Annotated in this window: 11 protein-coding genes; 8 read left to right on the top strand and 3 right to left on the bottom strand. The window is 62.6% G+C overall.

The genetic code is table 11. From position 1 onward, the window contains the following. Nucleotides 1-14 precede the first annotated feature (14 nt). The 3 genes from NL528_RS26940 (at nt 15) to NL528_RS26930 (ending at nt 3,275) form a co-directional block, all read left to right on the top strand. Nucleotides 15-938, top strand: coding sequence for a division plane positioning ATPase MipZ (locus tag NL528_RS26940; RefSeq protein ID WP_309177486.1), 924 nt, complete (start codon nt 15-17; stop codon nt 936-938). 598 nt (nt 939-1,536) lie between these two features. Continuing rightward, complete coding sequence (locus tag NL528_RS26935; protein WP_309177485.1) at nt 1,537-2,391, top strand: alpha/beta fold hydrolase; 855 nt, start codon at nt 1,537-1,539, stop codon at nt 2,389-2,391. Between the two features lie 116 nt (nt 2,392-2,507). Beyond that, complete coding sequence (locus NL528_RS26930; RefSeq protein ID WP_309177484.1) at nt 2,508-3,275, top strand: VWA domain-containing protein; 768 nt, start codon at nt 2,508-2,510, stop codon at nt 3,273-3,275. 31 nt (nt 3,276-3,306) lie between these two features. Here the strand turns inward: NL528_RS26930 and NL528_RS26925 are convergent, their stop codons facing one another. Continuing rightward, nucleotides 3,307-3,711, bottom strand: a complete 405-nt coding sequence (locus NL528_RS26925) for a DUF302 domain-containing protein (protein WP_309177483.1) — start codon at nt 3,709-3,711, stop codon at nt 3,307-3,309. Between the two features lie 199 nt (nt 3,712-3,910). On the opposite strand from NL528_RS26925, the gene NL528_RS26920 reads away from it, so the two are divergent. Next, complete coding sequence (locus tag NL528_RS26920) at nt 3,911-4,639, top strand: DnaJ domain-containing protein (protein ID WP_309177482.1); 729 nt, start codon at nt 3,911-3,913, stop codon at nt 4,637-4,639. 264 nt (nt 4,640-4,903) lie between these two features. On the opposite strand, the gene NL528_RS26915 is transcribed toward NL528_RS26920, so the two are convergent. Further along, nucleotides 4,904-6,775, bottom strand: a complete 1,872-nt coding sequence (locus NL528_RS26915) for a serine hydrolase (RefSeq protein WP_309177481.1) — start codon at nt 6,773-6,775, stop codon at nt 4,904-4,906. Between the two features lie 413 nt (nt 6,776-7,188). On the opposite strand from NL528_RS26915, the gene NL528_RS26910 reads away from it, so the two are divergent. The 3 genes from NL528_RS26910 (at nt 7,189) to clpA (ending at nt 11,095) form a co-directional block, all read left to right on the top strand. After that, a complete protein-coding gene (locus NL528_RS26910) occupies nt 7,189-7,530 on the top strand; it encodes a phasin family protein (RefSeq protein WP_309177480.1) in 342 nt (113 codons plus the stop codon). A 554-nt stretch (nt 7,531-8,084) separates the two neighbouring features. Continuing rightward, nucleotides 8,085-8,417: an ATP-dependent Clp protease adapter ClpS gene (gene clpS / locus NL528_RS26905; RefSeq protein WP_074278547.1), complete on the top strand. Its 333-nt coding sequence runs from the start codon at nt 8,085-8,087 to the stop codon at nt 8,415-8,417. A gap of 257 nt (nt 8,418-8,674) precedes the next feature. Further along, complete coding sequence (gene clpA / locus NL528_RS26900; RefSeq protein ID WP_309177479.1) at nt 8,675-11,095, top strand: ATP-dependent Clp protease ATP-binding subunit ClpA; 2,421 nt, start codon at nt 8,675-8,677, stop codon at nt 11,093-11,095. Between the two features lie 91 nt (nt 11,096-11,186). Here clpA and NL528_RS26895 read toward each other — a convergent pair whose 3' ends face one another. Then, nucleotides 11,187-11,558: a PilZ domain-containing protein gene (locus tag NL528_RS26895; protein WP_309177478.1), complete on the bottom strand. Its 372-nt coding sequence runs from the start codon at nt 11,556-11,558 to the stop codon at nt 11,187-11,189. A 413-nt stretch (nt 11,559-11,971) separates the two neighbouring features. Between NL528_RS26895 and NL528_RS26890 the strand changes: the two genes are divergently transcribed. Continuing rightward, a complete protein-coding gene (locus NL528_RS26890; RefSeq protein ID WP_375144077.1) occupies nt 11,972-12,904 on the top strand; it encodes a lytic transglycosylase domain-containing protein in 933 nt (310 codons plus the stop codon). Nucleotides 12,905-13,218 lie beyond the last annotated feature (314 nt).

Here is a 13,218-nt window from a genome sequence, read left to right as displayed (position 1 = left end):
ACGGGGGTTGAATCATGCTGCTGCAGGCTAGTCAGGGTCAATCGGGCTCGGCGCATGTCGTTGTGCTGGGCAACGAGAAGGGCGGTTCGGGAAAATCCACCACCGCCCTGCATATCGCTGTCGCGCTGATGAAAGCCGGCCAGCGCGTCGCCACCATCGACCTCGATTGCCGCCAACAGAGTTTCACCCGCTACATCGCCAATCGAAAGGCCTGGGCGCGCCGCACCGGTCTCGATCTCGAACTCCCCGTCCATTTCTGCATCAAGCTCGGCCAGACGATGCAGATCGCCGACAATGAAAATTCCGAATTCCTGCAGTTCATGGAAGCGGTGAGCACGGTCGAGCGCAGCTTCGATTTCATCGTCATCGATACGCCGGGCTCGGACTCCTATCTGATGCGGCTGGCGCATTCGATGGCCGATACGCTGGTGACGCCGATCAACGACAGTTTTCTCGATTTCGACGTGCTCGGCACCGTCGATCCCGCCACCTATTCGGTGACCGGCGAGAGCCATTACGCGGAGATGGTGCGCGACACCAGGCGCAAGCGCCGCCAGCTCGATGGCGCATCGACCGACTGGATCGTGGTCCGCAACCGGTTGTCGATGATCGGCTCGCGCAACAAGCAGCTCGTCGCCGACAGCCTGAAGGATCTGTCGCTGCGGTTGGGTTTTCGCGCCATCGACGGCTTTGCCGAGCGGGTGGTCTACCGCGAGTTTTTTCCGCGCGGCCTCACCGCGCTCGACGACATCGACGAGGCCACGCTCGGGACGCGGCCGAGTCTCGGCCACGTCACCGCGCGCGAGGAGGTGACGAGCCTGCTACGCCAGCTGAAACTGCCGCTCGACGAACGCGGTCGCCGCCGCGCCGCCAATCGCGCCGAATGGTTCACCCAAGTCGACAAGCCGCTCGAAGTCCACGACATCATCGTCGCCTAGCCTCGGAGCCTAGGAGGGCCGCAATACCGTCATCCTGGAACGAGCCGCTGTTGGCGGCGGAAGGTTACCTCGGGCGGATACATCCAAGCGCCTGAATCGTGGTTCAGTTCCGCCTGATCCTCGGAAAGGGCAGTTCCAGCCCCGCGCGGCACGCAATCGATTGCGCCAGGCGGGCTCGCGGGCGGCCGGCCCTAAATCCTTTAGCCTTCCAAGAGGGCAAGTTTAGGCTGAAACTGCCGGCTTCCGGGCCAATGACGATCCGGCGCTGAATCTCGTGATCTACAACCGTGTTTGTACGGGATATCGGCCGCCGCCCAAAGGTTGTAGTTTGGGAACCGATCGCTGGGAGCGACGTTTTCATTAGACTTTTATCGAGACGCCGAACCGAAGCTTGATTGGTTGCGTCGTAAGGCTAGGAAAGGGCCGGTGATCGCCGTCGACTGAGCAATTGCACAATGGATAGGTGCATCGCACAACGATCAGGCGGACATTTCACAACATTTGGACTTCCTGTCACGTCGCCGTGACATATATGCTGAAGAAGGAGGCCAAAGAGTCTCCAGCCAAAATCGCCCAGGGATGGGTGCCGAGGACGAACATGAAACGTGGAATTACCGTTCTGCTTTCACTTTCCGTGCTGGTCACTGTCGCGTATTTCACCGCGAGCAGGTGGGCCATCAGGCACGAGACGCTGTCGTTCCACGATCCGGCGCGCGACGACCGTCTGGTAGCGGTGGATGTCGCGGTCCGCTACGACAAGGAAATGCAGGCCGATGCCGGCATGATCACCTTGCCGGTCGCGGTCCTCAACCATGGCAACACGGTCAAGAACACCGAGTACTCGTTCCTCGCCAACATCTTCGCCGCCCGCGGCTATCTGGTGATCAGCCCCCAGCATGATCTCCCTAGCGATCCGCCGATGGTGACCAAGCCCGGTGAGCTTTATGTCGGCCGCCTGCCGCAAATCCTGCGCGGCGTCGCCAATATCCATTTCGCCGTCAGCGAAATGCGCAAAGTCCAGCCCAATGCCGACTACGACAAGCTCACGATGATCGGACATTCGATGGGCGGCGACATCACGATGTATTTCGCCAAGCAGTATCCCGACGAGATCAAGAAGGTCGTGACACTGGACAATCTGCGGGTTCCGTTCCTGACCGACGGCAAGTTCAAGATCCTGTCCTTCCGCTCCAAGGATCCGCAGTTCAAGACCGACCCGGGCGTCATTCCCGATACGGCGGATTGCGACAAGGCCGGTATTACGGTGGTCAATACCAGCTTCCAGCATAATGATATGCGCGATACCGGCCCCGATCAGGCGAAGTCGTCGATCCAGGACATGCTGGACAAATTCATCGCCGACGACAGCCCGCTCCGGCCGGTCGTGACCAAGAAGCCGCCCGCAATGACCGACGCCGGACCGGTTGCGCCCTATGCGCCGCAGCAGAACTGACCGTCCGGCCCACTCCCGACGCTTCATTCGGCCGTAATGGGATTTGCGCGAAGCCGTCGCATTGACCGGTCTCGGTTGCCGTCCCACATTGAGTTCGCTGCAACTGGCGAGCGACCATGACCGGCGAACCGATCAAACCCAAATCTGCAGGTGAGGTGTCTTCCGCGCCAGCGGCCGGTCAGCGCAAGGCCGGCCCGTTGCCGGAAGCACGGCCATCGGCGGCGGACGACATTGCCGCCTTCGTCGCCAAGGCGAAGGCGATGTCACCGCTCCGTGCGGGCGCCAGGGGCAGGCTGGTGTTCGCGCTCGACGCCACCATGAGCCGGCAGCCGACCTGGGACATGGCCTGCGCGCTGCAGGCCGACATGTTTCGCGAGGCGGCCTCGCTCGGCAGTCTCGACATCCGCCTTGTCTACTACCGCGGCTTCCACGAATGCCGCGCGACGGGATGGATTTCCGACAGCGCGCAACTGGCGAAGTTAATGAGCAAGATCGATTGCCAGGGCGGCAATACCCAGATCGGCAAGGTGCTGTCGGAAGCGCGCCGGGAGGCGGTCGCCTCCGCCGTGCGTGCCGTGGTGTTCGTCGGCGATGCGATGGAAGAGTCGGTCGACGAGCTGTGCGCCAAGGCCGGCGAACTCGGCCTGCTGAAGGTGCCCGTGTTCATGTTTCAGGAAGGCCATGATGCCACGGCCGAGCAGGCGTTCCGCGAGATCGCGCGGCTCACCGGCGGCGCGTATTGCCGGTTCGATCCCGGCGCCGCCGCCCAATTGCGCGATTTGCTGCGCGCCGCCGCCGCCTATGCCGCCGGTGGACGCGAGGCATTGCTGCGGCTGTCGAAAACCGGCAGCGGTGCGGCCAAGCTGATCGGCCAGATGAAGTAAATCGTTAGTCGATCGCAAAGCTCTCCAAGCACTACGACGACGAAATTGCCGCCTTCGTCACCGCCGCGAGGGCCGCCGACAGGTTGCCGATCGCCGTGCTGGTCTCGCCCGCGAGCCCGTGCCGTTGCGCGAGCCAGGCAGGATCATTGTAGGAAAGCCATGTGACGCCGGATGCATCCTGCCAGACCAGTGCCTTCAGCGGCAGGTCGATGCCAATGGTCTGGACCGATTGCATCAGCGGCGTGCCTCCTTTGGCATTGCCAAACACCAAAACCTCGGTCGGCCGCAGCAAAAGTCCGGCGCCCGTCGCGCCGGCGGCATGATCGATGCGGGCAAACACCGTCATGCCGCGTGCCTTCACCTCGGCCTCGAGCCGGTTCATGGTGTCGCCTGGCCCGTAGCTGCTGCGGAGGGTCGTCAGTCCGTCTGCCGCCATTCGCGCTGCTCCCACCGGTCTGCGACCGCTGTCGAAACGAGATTATAAAATCCCTGCGGCAGATGCCACGGCGGTTTTGGTTTCGTCAGGCCTGCTTGAACGGGATGGATGCAAGATCCCGTTGCAACACCCGCTTCAAGGCCTTGGGTAACGCCAGGACCGCCATGTTTTTTGCCGCGGAGACGACTATATTGGCCTCATGCCAACCCTGATTGCCGGCGTCGTCGCCGTTGTCCTGCTTTATTCGCTGCTGCAGATGTTTCGTGCAGCCAATCCGGTCGTGCTCGCGCGCGTCATCAAGATCGGCGGCGGCGTTGTCGCGCTGGCGGTGGCCGCCTTTACCGGCCTGAAAGGCGAACTGGCGGTGGCGATCCCGCTTGGCATCTTCGGCGCCGGGCTGCTCGGCTGGTCGCCGTTCGGGGCATCGGGATTTGGCAATATCGGCGGCATCTTCGGCGGCGGCGCGCAGCGTTCGGCGGGGCAGACTTCGCGGGTGCGCTCGCAATATCTCGACATGAGCCTCGACCACGACAGCGGCGAGCTCAGAGGTCAGATCGTCGACGGGCCGAATGCCGGCCGTTCGCTCGACGAGTTCGACCTGGCGGGGCTGACGGCGATGATACCGGGCTTCGACGCCGAAAGCGTCTCGTTACTTGAAAGCTATCTGGACCGCCGGTTTCCCGCTTGGCGTCAGGACGCGCAGGGAAACGCGACAGGGGGGCAGCGCCGCGCGGCGCCGAGCGGCAAAATGACGGACGAGGAGGCTTATCAGATCCTTGGCCTGCAGCCGGGGGCGGGGCGTGACGACATCAGCCGGGCGCACCGCGCCCTGATGAAGAAACTGCATCCCGACCAGGGGGGGTCGACGTACCTCGCTTCCCGTGTAAACGAGGCCAAGGATACTCTGCTTCGCACGCATCTCAGCTAACTCCGGCTACGCTACCAAACGCTACGAACCGCGAGTTGCTTCTGCATCTTCTCTGACCAACGCCCCGTGTCGCCCGCCGTTGTCCGGCGTGGTCGATCGTTCATTCCGTGAAACTTAACCGTAAATTCTTTCCGAGAAGTTTTTAGCGGGCCGAATAGCCGCACGATCGATCGGCGATCCCAACAGTTCCCGGGAGTGTTCTCCAAAAGCAACAAGGCCGGCGCTTGCGGCGCCGGCCTTGCGACTTGCAAAGCAACCCGTGGATCAGTTGCGAACGGTGATGCAGGAAATGTCGGCGCGCTTCAGCGTCTTGCAGACGGCTTCGGCCTGATCGCGCTCGAGGCCGGCGAACCGGGCGCGGTAAAGCTTTCGGTTGTCCTTGGCGACCACAGGCTCGGTGAACGGGTCGGCCTTGCTGAGCAGGCCGCGGGCCTGGTTGCGCGCGAGGTCGATGCGCTGCTTGGCCTCGCTCTCGCTTTCCAGCGCGCCGACCTGAATGATCCAGCCGGCGTGGGCGATGGCGGCTGCGGGCTTGATGGCGCCGTTCTGTTGAACCATTTGGGGTTGGGCGCGGGGCGCCGGCTCGGCATAGGCCAAGGCCTGCGAGGTAGAGACCTGTGAGGTAAAGGCCTGCGAGGGGGTGGACGGCACGCTCGCGGCGGGCAGTACGCCGAGCACGCCGTTTCCGGTTCCGTGATTGGCCGGCTGCGGCGGCATTTCCGGCTTGGTCGTTTCGGTCTTGGTGATTTCGGCCTTTGCCACCACCGCGCTCGACGTCTCCGCCACTTCAGCGCGGGCCGGCGGGATCGCATTGGTGATGGGAGTGGCCGGCTGGGACGGACCGGCCGCGGCGAGCTTCATCTGCCCGGCCTTGATCTGGACGGTCTTCACCCTGACCGGCTTCATCGGCTCGGCCGAGCCCGGGATCACTGCGATCGGCTGGGTCTGGATCACGCCATTGGTGAACGGTGCGGGCTCGGGCCTGGCCTGCAGCTCGACCCTGGCTTGTTCAGGCTTGGCGGGTGGCGGGGGCAGGGCAGCGGCCGCAGCCGCCATCAGCGAGGGTTTCGCCGGTGCCGCCGGCCGCGTCGCCGGAAGTGCGGCCATCGCGGGCTCCGCGGAAGCGGCCGCGCCGGCGCCGTTGAGCTGAACCATCTCGGTCGGCCGGGTGTCGGCTTCGGCAACGTCAGTGCTGGCATCTGCCGGATTGCGTTCGGTGATCGCGGCGACGGTGCGCTTGGTGGCGCTCTTTTCGAGGTTTTCGGCCAGCAGATTGCGCATGATGGCGTCGCGCGAACCACCGCTGCGACCGCCCAGCACGACGCCGACCAGATGGTGGTTGCCGCGGCGCAGCGAGCTCACGAGGTTGAAGCCGGACGCGCGGGTGTAGCCGGTCTTGATGCCGTCGATGCCTTCGACGCTGCCGAGCAGGTGATTATGGTTGCGGATCGACTGGCCGTGATAGTTGAACACGCTGGTCGAGAAATAGCGGTAATAGCGCGGGAAGCGATCCTGGATGGCGCGGCCCAAGGTCGATTGATCGCGCGCGGTGGTCACCTGATCATCATCGGGAAGGCCTGAGGCGTTGCGATAGACCGTCCTGGTCATGCCGAGCGCGCGCGCCTTGCGCGTCATCAGCTTCGCGAAATCACCCTCATCGCCGGCGATGGCTTCCGCGATCACGACGGCGGCGTCGTTGGCCGAGCGGGTCACCAGTCCCTTGATGGCGTCTTCGACCTTGATGGTCTGGCCGGGCCTGAGGCCGAGCTTGGTCGGGGCCTGTTCGGAGGCGTGCTCGGACACGTCCATTTCCGTGTCCAGCGTCATCTTGCCGGATTCGAGACGCTCGAACAGCAGATAAAGCGTCATGATCTTGGTCAGCGAGGCGGGATGGCGGCTGCCGTCGGGATTGTTGGAGGCCAGCACCGCGCCGGAATTTCCATCGACGATGATCGAAGAGAATTGCGGGCTGTAGCTCGCGCGCGCCTCATGGCTGCTGTGATGGCGGGCGTAGTGGCGATGATAGCGGCGCGCCTCGGCACGGTCGCTCGTGATCAGTATCGCCGCGGTGAAGGTAGCCAGCCCGAGAACGCAGACTCGCAGCGCGCGCGAGGAAGCCAAGGTTGTACGAAGCATTTACTTCCCCGTCCCAATTTCTATCTTGATCACCGGTTCGTGAGGCGAAATTGTGCCCAACGGACCGCTGATGTTTCCCTGCTCGACATGCCGATCCGGGCGAAATTTCCGGCTGGGGCGGTCAATCAGGTCGCTATTCTAGCTAATGTGCTGTTCACAAATGGATTTCAGGCGGTCTGTCGGAAGGCGAACAAGTCCGGGAATCAGGTTAGGCGGAGCGAGTTTCCAAAAGCTTAAGCAAGCGTTGCGCAACTTCCCGGGGTTGTCAGCTAATTCGATATATCTGTATATTTGTGCGTCGCACAAAATTTCTTGACCTATTGTGCGCTGCACTATATAGAGGCGGTGTCAGGGGGCCGGGACCTCCCGGCAAATCACTTCAGCACATTCAGTCTGGGAAGGACTCAGCTACCATGATCAAAGTCGAAGACATTCAGACCTACGGTAAAGAGCACCTCGAAACGGTCGCAGCTTCCGCGAGCAACATGCAGAGCGGCGTCCAGGCAATCGCGACCGCCTATGGCGACTACGCCAAGAAGTCGTTCGAAGACACCAAGTCGTTTGTGGAAAAGCTCTCCGGCGTGAAGTCGCTGGACAAGGCGGTTGAAGCGCAGACCGAATTCGCGCGCTCAGCTTACGAGACCTTCGTTGCCGAAACCCAGAAGATCGCGGGTCTCTACACCGACCTCGCCAAGCAGACTTTCAAGCCCTACGAAGGCCTGGTTTCCAAGTTCGTTCCTGCCGCGACGCACTAACAGCGCAGCCTTTTCGAATACAAAAAGCCCGGCCGTTACGGCCGGGCTTTTTTCTTGCGCCGTTGATTTTGGGAAAATCCTGGCAGCGCGCAGCTTCGCGAGCGGCGTCCCGATCGAGTTGAACACCGCCAGAACCGGCTGGACGTCGTGAGCCGGGCAATACCAAATCGGGATCGGGCGCCAAAAAGCGCCCGCTATCCTCCATGGCCGCCGAGCGGAGCGAGCTTCCTTTGTCAAATCCGGCAGAAACGATTAATCTTACCGGGATTGCCGAACCGCGAATCGGGTGGTGCCTGGGCTGCGTTTATGCGCTTGCAGCGGTGCGATGCCGGACCCATATTCGTATTGCCGATCCAGCCGCTGGGTCGGACCGGGAGCGGCGATCTGGAAAGCGTTGCTGGGAACTCTGCGATGGTTGCCGTTAGCAGCTCGCGGGAGAACCGTCAGGCGCTGTCCGGTTTCCCATTGGAATTTCGAACGCCTGAGCCATGTTGCAGTTGACTGACAAAGCTTATTCGACCGCGCCGGCGACCACGGCCGCTTCTGCTCCCCGGATGAGCAACGACGAAAACCGCAATACGGGGACCGGTGGGCCGGCGACGTCGGTCATCACCAAGGTCAAGCCGAAGACCAAGCGTCCGAACCTTTACCGTGTCCTGATCCTGAACGACGATTACACGCCGATGGAGTTCGTCGTTCACGTGCTTGAGAAGTTTTTCCAGAAGGATGCGGAAGCGGCGACCAAGATCATGCTCCACGTCCATCATCACGGTATCGGGGAGTGCGGCGTGTTCACCTATGAAATTGCCGAGACCAAGGTGACGCAAGTGATGGATTTTGCACGCAAGCATCAGCATCCCCTGCAATGCGTGATGGAAAAGAAATAGCCGCGTAGGCGCGCCGGCCCGGCAAAAAAAGGAACGGGTCTTGCATTGCTTTTCCTGACGGAAGCGGACGGCATCCCCGGTAGTTTTGCGGGGGCGGTTGCGTAGCAGTGGGCAATGCGGATTTGGAGCAAAACCACTGTTGCGGAACCGGTCTTTCGCCACGATCGTACGTAACTATATGACAGGGGATGACGAAGGTTGTTGTTGCCTGATCGGGTAATGGCGATCATGATGACCGGGGGCCATAGAGGACGCGAATGCCAACTTTTTCTCAAAGCCTTGAACAATCCCTGCATCGTGCGCTGGCGATTGCAAACGAGCGTCATCATCAATACGCGACGCTTGAACACCTTCTGCTGTCGCTGATCGATGACTCGGATGCGGCGGCGGTGATGCGGGCCTGCAGCGTCGATCTCGACAAGCTGCGCACCAGTCTCGTCAATTATCTCGAGACCGAATTCGAAAATCTGGTGACTGACGGTGCCGACGACGCCAAGCCGACCGCGGGCTTCCAGCGCGTGATCCAGCGCGCGGTAATCCACGTCCAGTCGTCCGGTCGCGAAGAAGTGACCGGCGCCAATGTGCTGATCGCGATCTTTGCCGAGCGCGAAAGCCATGCCGCCTACTTCCTGCAGGAGCAGGACATGACCCGCTACGACGCGGTCAACTACATCAGCCACGGTATCGCCAAGCGGCCCGGCGTCTCCGAAGCGCGGCCGGTTCGCGGCGTCGACGAAGAGACCGAGACCAAGGGCAACGACGATTCCAAGAAGAAGGGCGAAGCGCTCGAGACCTATTGCGTCAACCTCAACAAGAAGGCGCGCGACGGCAAGATCGACCCCGTCATCGGGCGTAATTCCGAGATCAACCGCGCCATCCAGGTGCTGTGTCGCCGGCAGAAGAACAACCCGCTGTTCGTCGGTGAGGCCGGGGTCGGCAAGACCGCAATCGCGGAAGGTCTGGCAAAACGCATCGTCGACAGCGAAGTGCCGGAAGTTTTGGCGGCGGCCACCGTGTTCTCGCTCGACATGGGCACGCTGCTGGCGGGCACCCGCTACCGCGGCGATTTCGAGGAGCGGTTGAAGCAGGTGCTGAAGGAACTGGAGGCGCATCCGAACGCCATCCTGTTCATCGATGAGATCCACACCGTGATCGGCGCCGGCGCCACCTCCGGCGGCGCGATGGACGCGTCCAATCTGCTCAAGCCCGCGTTGGCGTCGGGCACCATCCGCTGCATGGGCTCGACCACCTACAAGGAATATCGCCAGCATTTTGAAAAGGACCGCGCGCTGGTGCGCCGGTTCCAGAAGATCGACGTCAACGAACCGACGGTCGAGGATGCGATCGCGATCCTCAAGGGGCTGAAACCCTATTTCGAGGATTACCATCGCCTGAAATACACCAACGAGGCGATCGAAGCCGCGGTGCAATTGTCGTCGCGCTATATCCACGACCGCAAGCTGCCGGACAAGGCGATCGATGTGATCGACGAGTCGGGCGCGGCGCAGATGCTGGTGGCGGAGAACAAGCGCAAGAAGACCATCGGCATCAAGGAGATCGAGACCACGATCGCGACCATGGCGCGGATTCCGCCCAAGAGCGTGTCGAAGGACGATGCCGAAGTGCTGAAGCATCTCGAGCAGACCTTGAAGCGCGTGGTGTTCGGTCAGGACAAGGCGATCGAGGCGCTGTCGGCGTCGATCAAGCTGGCGCGCGCCGGCTTGCGCGAGCCGGAAAAGCCGATCGGCTCCTATTTGTTCTCCGGCCCGACCGGCGTCGGCAAGACCGAAGTGGCAAAACAGCTCGCGGCCTCGCTCGGCGTCGAACTGATCCGCTTCGACATGTCCGAATATATGGAGCGGCACACGGTGTCGCGCCTGATCGGCGCGCCTCCGGGCTATGTAGGCTTCGACCAGGGCGGTCTGTTGACCGATGGCGTTGACCAGCATCCGCACTGCGTGGTGCTGCTCGACGAAATCGAGAAGGCGCATCCGGATCTCTACAATGTGCTGCTGCAGATCATGGATCACGGCAGGCTGACCGACCACAACGGCAAGCAGGTCAATTTCCGCAATGTGATCCTGATCATGACCACCAATGCGGGCGCCGCCGACCTCGCGCGCCAGGCCTTCGGCTTCACGCGCAACAAGCGGGAAGGCGACGACCACGAGGCGATCAACCGCCAGTTCGCGCCGGAATTCCGTAACCGGCTGGATGCGATCATCTCGTTCGCGCATCTCAATGCCGACGTGATCGGCATGGTGGTCGAGAAGTTCGTGCTGCAACTCGAGGCCCAGCTTGCCGACCGCGACGTCACCATCGAATTGTCGGAGCCCGCCAAGGCCTGGCTGATCGAACATGGCTACGACGAGCAGATGGGCGCGCGCCCGATGGCCCGCGTGATCCAGGAGCACATCAAGAAGCCGCTGGCGGACGAGGTACTGTTCGGCCAGCTCAAGGGCGGCGGTCACGTCCGCGTCGTGCTGGTCAAGGACGAGGCGAGCGAGGAAGCCAAGGACAAGATCGGCTTCGAGTTCGTCGAAGGCCCGGTGACGCCGAAGCCGGAAAAGCTGCCCGGCACCCGCAAGCGCAGCGCAGCACCACGTAAGCCGAAGCCGGGTGGACCCGGCGGCGGCTCCAAGGGCCCGGCCTCGCGAGGGCCGCTGGTCAAGGTGTGAGAGCGCGTCGATCAAAATACGAAAAGGCCGGCTCGACAGCCGGCCTTTTTTTTTGGCGATGAGGGGCGGGAAAGCGCCGGAACTTTGAGGCTCAGCGTTCGCCCAGCAACTCGTCGATGCGGCGCTGAAGCTGACGCTTCTTGATCTCGCTCTTGCGCAGCCGCTCCTCGATGTCGGAGACGGGCAGTTCGGACGGGGTCTCCGGGCTGAAGGCGACACCGACGAAATTGTCGCGCCACCAGACGACTTTGGCCAGGAACGAACGACCTTTTCGCGCGATCCGCAGCGACATCCGCTCCGACATCCGCTCCTTGGGCAACTGGACGACGTTGCTGAATTCGAGGCTCGCGCCCTTGTCCGAGATATTGCGGACGACGCAGTCCCGCGTCGTGCCGTGCCCGTCGATCTCTGCGACGCCGCCGTAAATCACCTTGTCGCGCGCGCCCTGGCGTCGATCCAGCATCGAAATCTCCCAATAAAGAGGGAGTGTTTTACGCTGCTTTGTCGCGTGCGAAAGGCCGGGTCCGGCAAAATGCGCCGTTAACGTAAATTAACATCGGTTGAGATGGCGTGGATTTTGGGTGGCGGAGGCCTGTTAAGGCCGTTTTGTCTGCTCGCTGGTCCCCGGCGGCCGCCAGTCCTGGAAACCCCTGACCTCGGCGTCGGGATGGGATACGATGGTCATGAACCAGACAACGCTTCCGAGAAGCGAGCAGAAAGTATCCCAATATAGCCACGTCATGATCGCACCATGCGGTGAAGCTGATAGGCCTTACAACGCGCGCCGGTTTCGACAGTTCCTCTCGCGCGTGCGTATCGCGTAATATGTTGACCGCAATGCGAACGGTTCCTCGTGTCGGATTGTGCGTTGCGGCGATGCTGCTGTTGCTTTCGCCGGCGGTTGCTCAGGAGACGGCGCCTGCCGAGACCGGTGTTGCGCGGCCGGGCGTCGAAGAACCGTCGACCCCGGCGCCAAAGCCTCCCGACACCGCGCGCGAGAGCGATACCCGCGAGGCGATGTGCCTGATGATCGAATCCGCGGCGCGGGCGGAAAACCTGCCGCTGGAGTTCTTCGCGCGCGTGATCTGGCAGGAAAGCCGGTTTCAATCCGACGCGGTGGGACCGGTGACCCGCAGCGGCCAGCGCGCGCAGGGCATCGCGCAATTCATGCCGGGGACCGCCAGCGAGCGGCGGCTGCTCGATCCCTTCGATCCCGTGCAGGCGCTGCCGAAATCGGCGGAGTTTTTGAACGAGCTGCGCAACCAGTTCGGCAATCTCGGGCTGGCGGCGGCGGCCTATAATGCCGGACCGAAGCGGGTGCAGGACTGGCTCGCAGGCTCCGGCTACATGCCGCAGGAGACGCGCAACTATGTCGTCGCCATCACCGGCAGCACGGTCGACGAGTGGGCAACCGCAGGGAAGGGTGGAAAAATGCCCGAGCGGGCGCCGACGTCCAGCTGCCGCGAGCTGATGGCGTTGCTGAAGCGCGCGCCCAATCCGTTCGTTACGGAGCTCGAGCAGCACGTCACGCTCGCCGCCGCCAAGCTGTGGGGCGTGCAGCTCGCCGCCGGCTTCAACCGCGACAAGGCGCTCGCGATGTATGCGCGCGCGATGAAACGCTTAAGTGCCGTGATCGGCGATCAGGATCCGAGCTTGCTGAGCTCGGTGATGCGCAGCCGCGGCACGCGCGCGTTCTACCAGGTCCGCATCGGCGCCGACACGCGCCCCGCCGCAGATGATCTCTGCAACCGCATCCGCCGCGCCGGCGGCGCGTGCTTCGTGCTGCGGAATATGGGGGTGCCGGGGTGAGACAGCTGTTCACCTACGTCATTGCGAGGAGCCACCGGGTCCCGCCTCCGGCGGGCCCGATGATAAACTCCGCGACGACTTGTCCGCCGTAGCTCAACGAGCGAAGGCGGAAGCAATCCATTCTTTCTTTGCTGGTTCATGGATTGCTTCGCGGAGCCTGTCATCGGGCGCGCGTTCGCGCGACCCGTTGGCTCGCAATGACGGTGGGAGATCTGCCCGCATCCCTGCATGACTGTGTTGACGCCCGGCTTGCTTGACGCCGCCGCCGTTCGCCAGCCCTATGCCGCCGACGACTCAAAACCACCATCCGGCAC

The organism is Bradyrhizobium sp. Ash2021, assembly GCF_031202265.1.
GTDB lineage: Bacteria > Pseudomonadota > Alphaproteobacteria > Rhizobiales > Xanthobacteraceae > Bradyrhizobium.
This window is presented reverse-complemented; position numbering and strand designations above follow the sequence as displayed.

Bases quoted from the DNA above. Each gene is read 5' to 3' on its own strand.
- NL528_RS26940 (WP_309177486.1), top strand. From the start codon at position 15: ATGCTGCTGCAGGCTAGTCAGGGTCAATCGGGCTCGGCGCATGTCGTT.
- NL528_RS26935 (WP_309177485.1), top strand. From the start codon at position 1,537: ATGAAACGTGGAATTACCGTTCTGCTTTCACTTTCCGTGCTGGTCACT.
- NL528_RS26930 (WP_309177484.1), top strand. From the start codon at position 2,508: ATGACCGGCGAACCGATCAAACCCAAATCTGCAGGTGAGGTGTCTTCC.
- NL528_RS26925 (WP_309177483.1), bottom strand. From the start codon at position 3,711: ATGGCGGCAGACGGACTGACGACCCTCCGCAGCAGCTACGGGCCAGGC.
- NL528_RS26920 (WP_309177482.1), top strand. From the start codon at position 3,911: ATGCCAACCCTGATTGCCGGCGTCGTCGCCGTTGTCCTGCTTTATTCG.
- NL528_RS26915 (WP_309177481.1), bottom strand. From the start codon at position 6,775: ATGCTTCGTACAACCTTGGCTTCCTCGCGCGCGCTGCGAGTCTGCGTT.
- NL528_RS26910 (WP_309177480.1), top strand. From the start codon at position 7,189: ATGATCAAAGTCGAAGACATTCAGACCTACGGTAAAGAGCACCTCGAA.
- clpS (WP_074278547.1), top strand. From the start codon at position 8,085: ATGAGCAACGACGAAAACCGCAATACGGGGACCGGTGGGCCGGCGACG.
- clpA (WP_309177479.1), top strand. From the start codon at position 8,675: ATGCCAACTTTTTCTCAAAGCCTTGAACAATCCCTGCATCGTGCGCTG.
- NL528_RS26895 (WP_309177478.1), bottom strand. From the start codon at position 11,558: ATGCTGGATCGACGCCAGGGCGCGCGCGACAAGGTGATTTACGGCGGC.
- NL528_RS26890 (WP_375144077.1), top strand. From the start codon at position 11,972: ATGCTGCTGTTGCTTTCGCCGGCGGTTGCTCAGGAGACGGCGCCTGCC.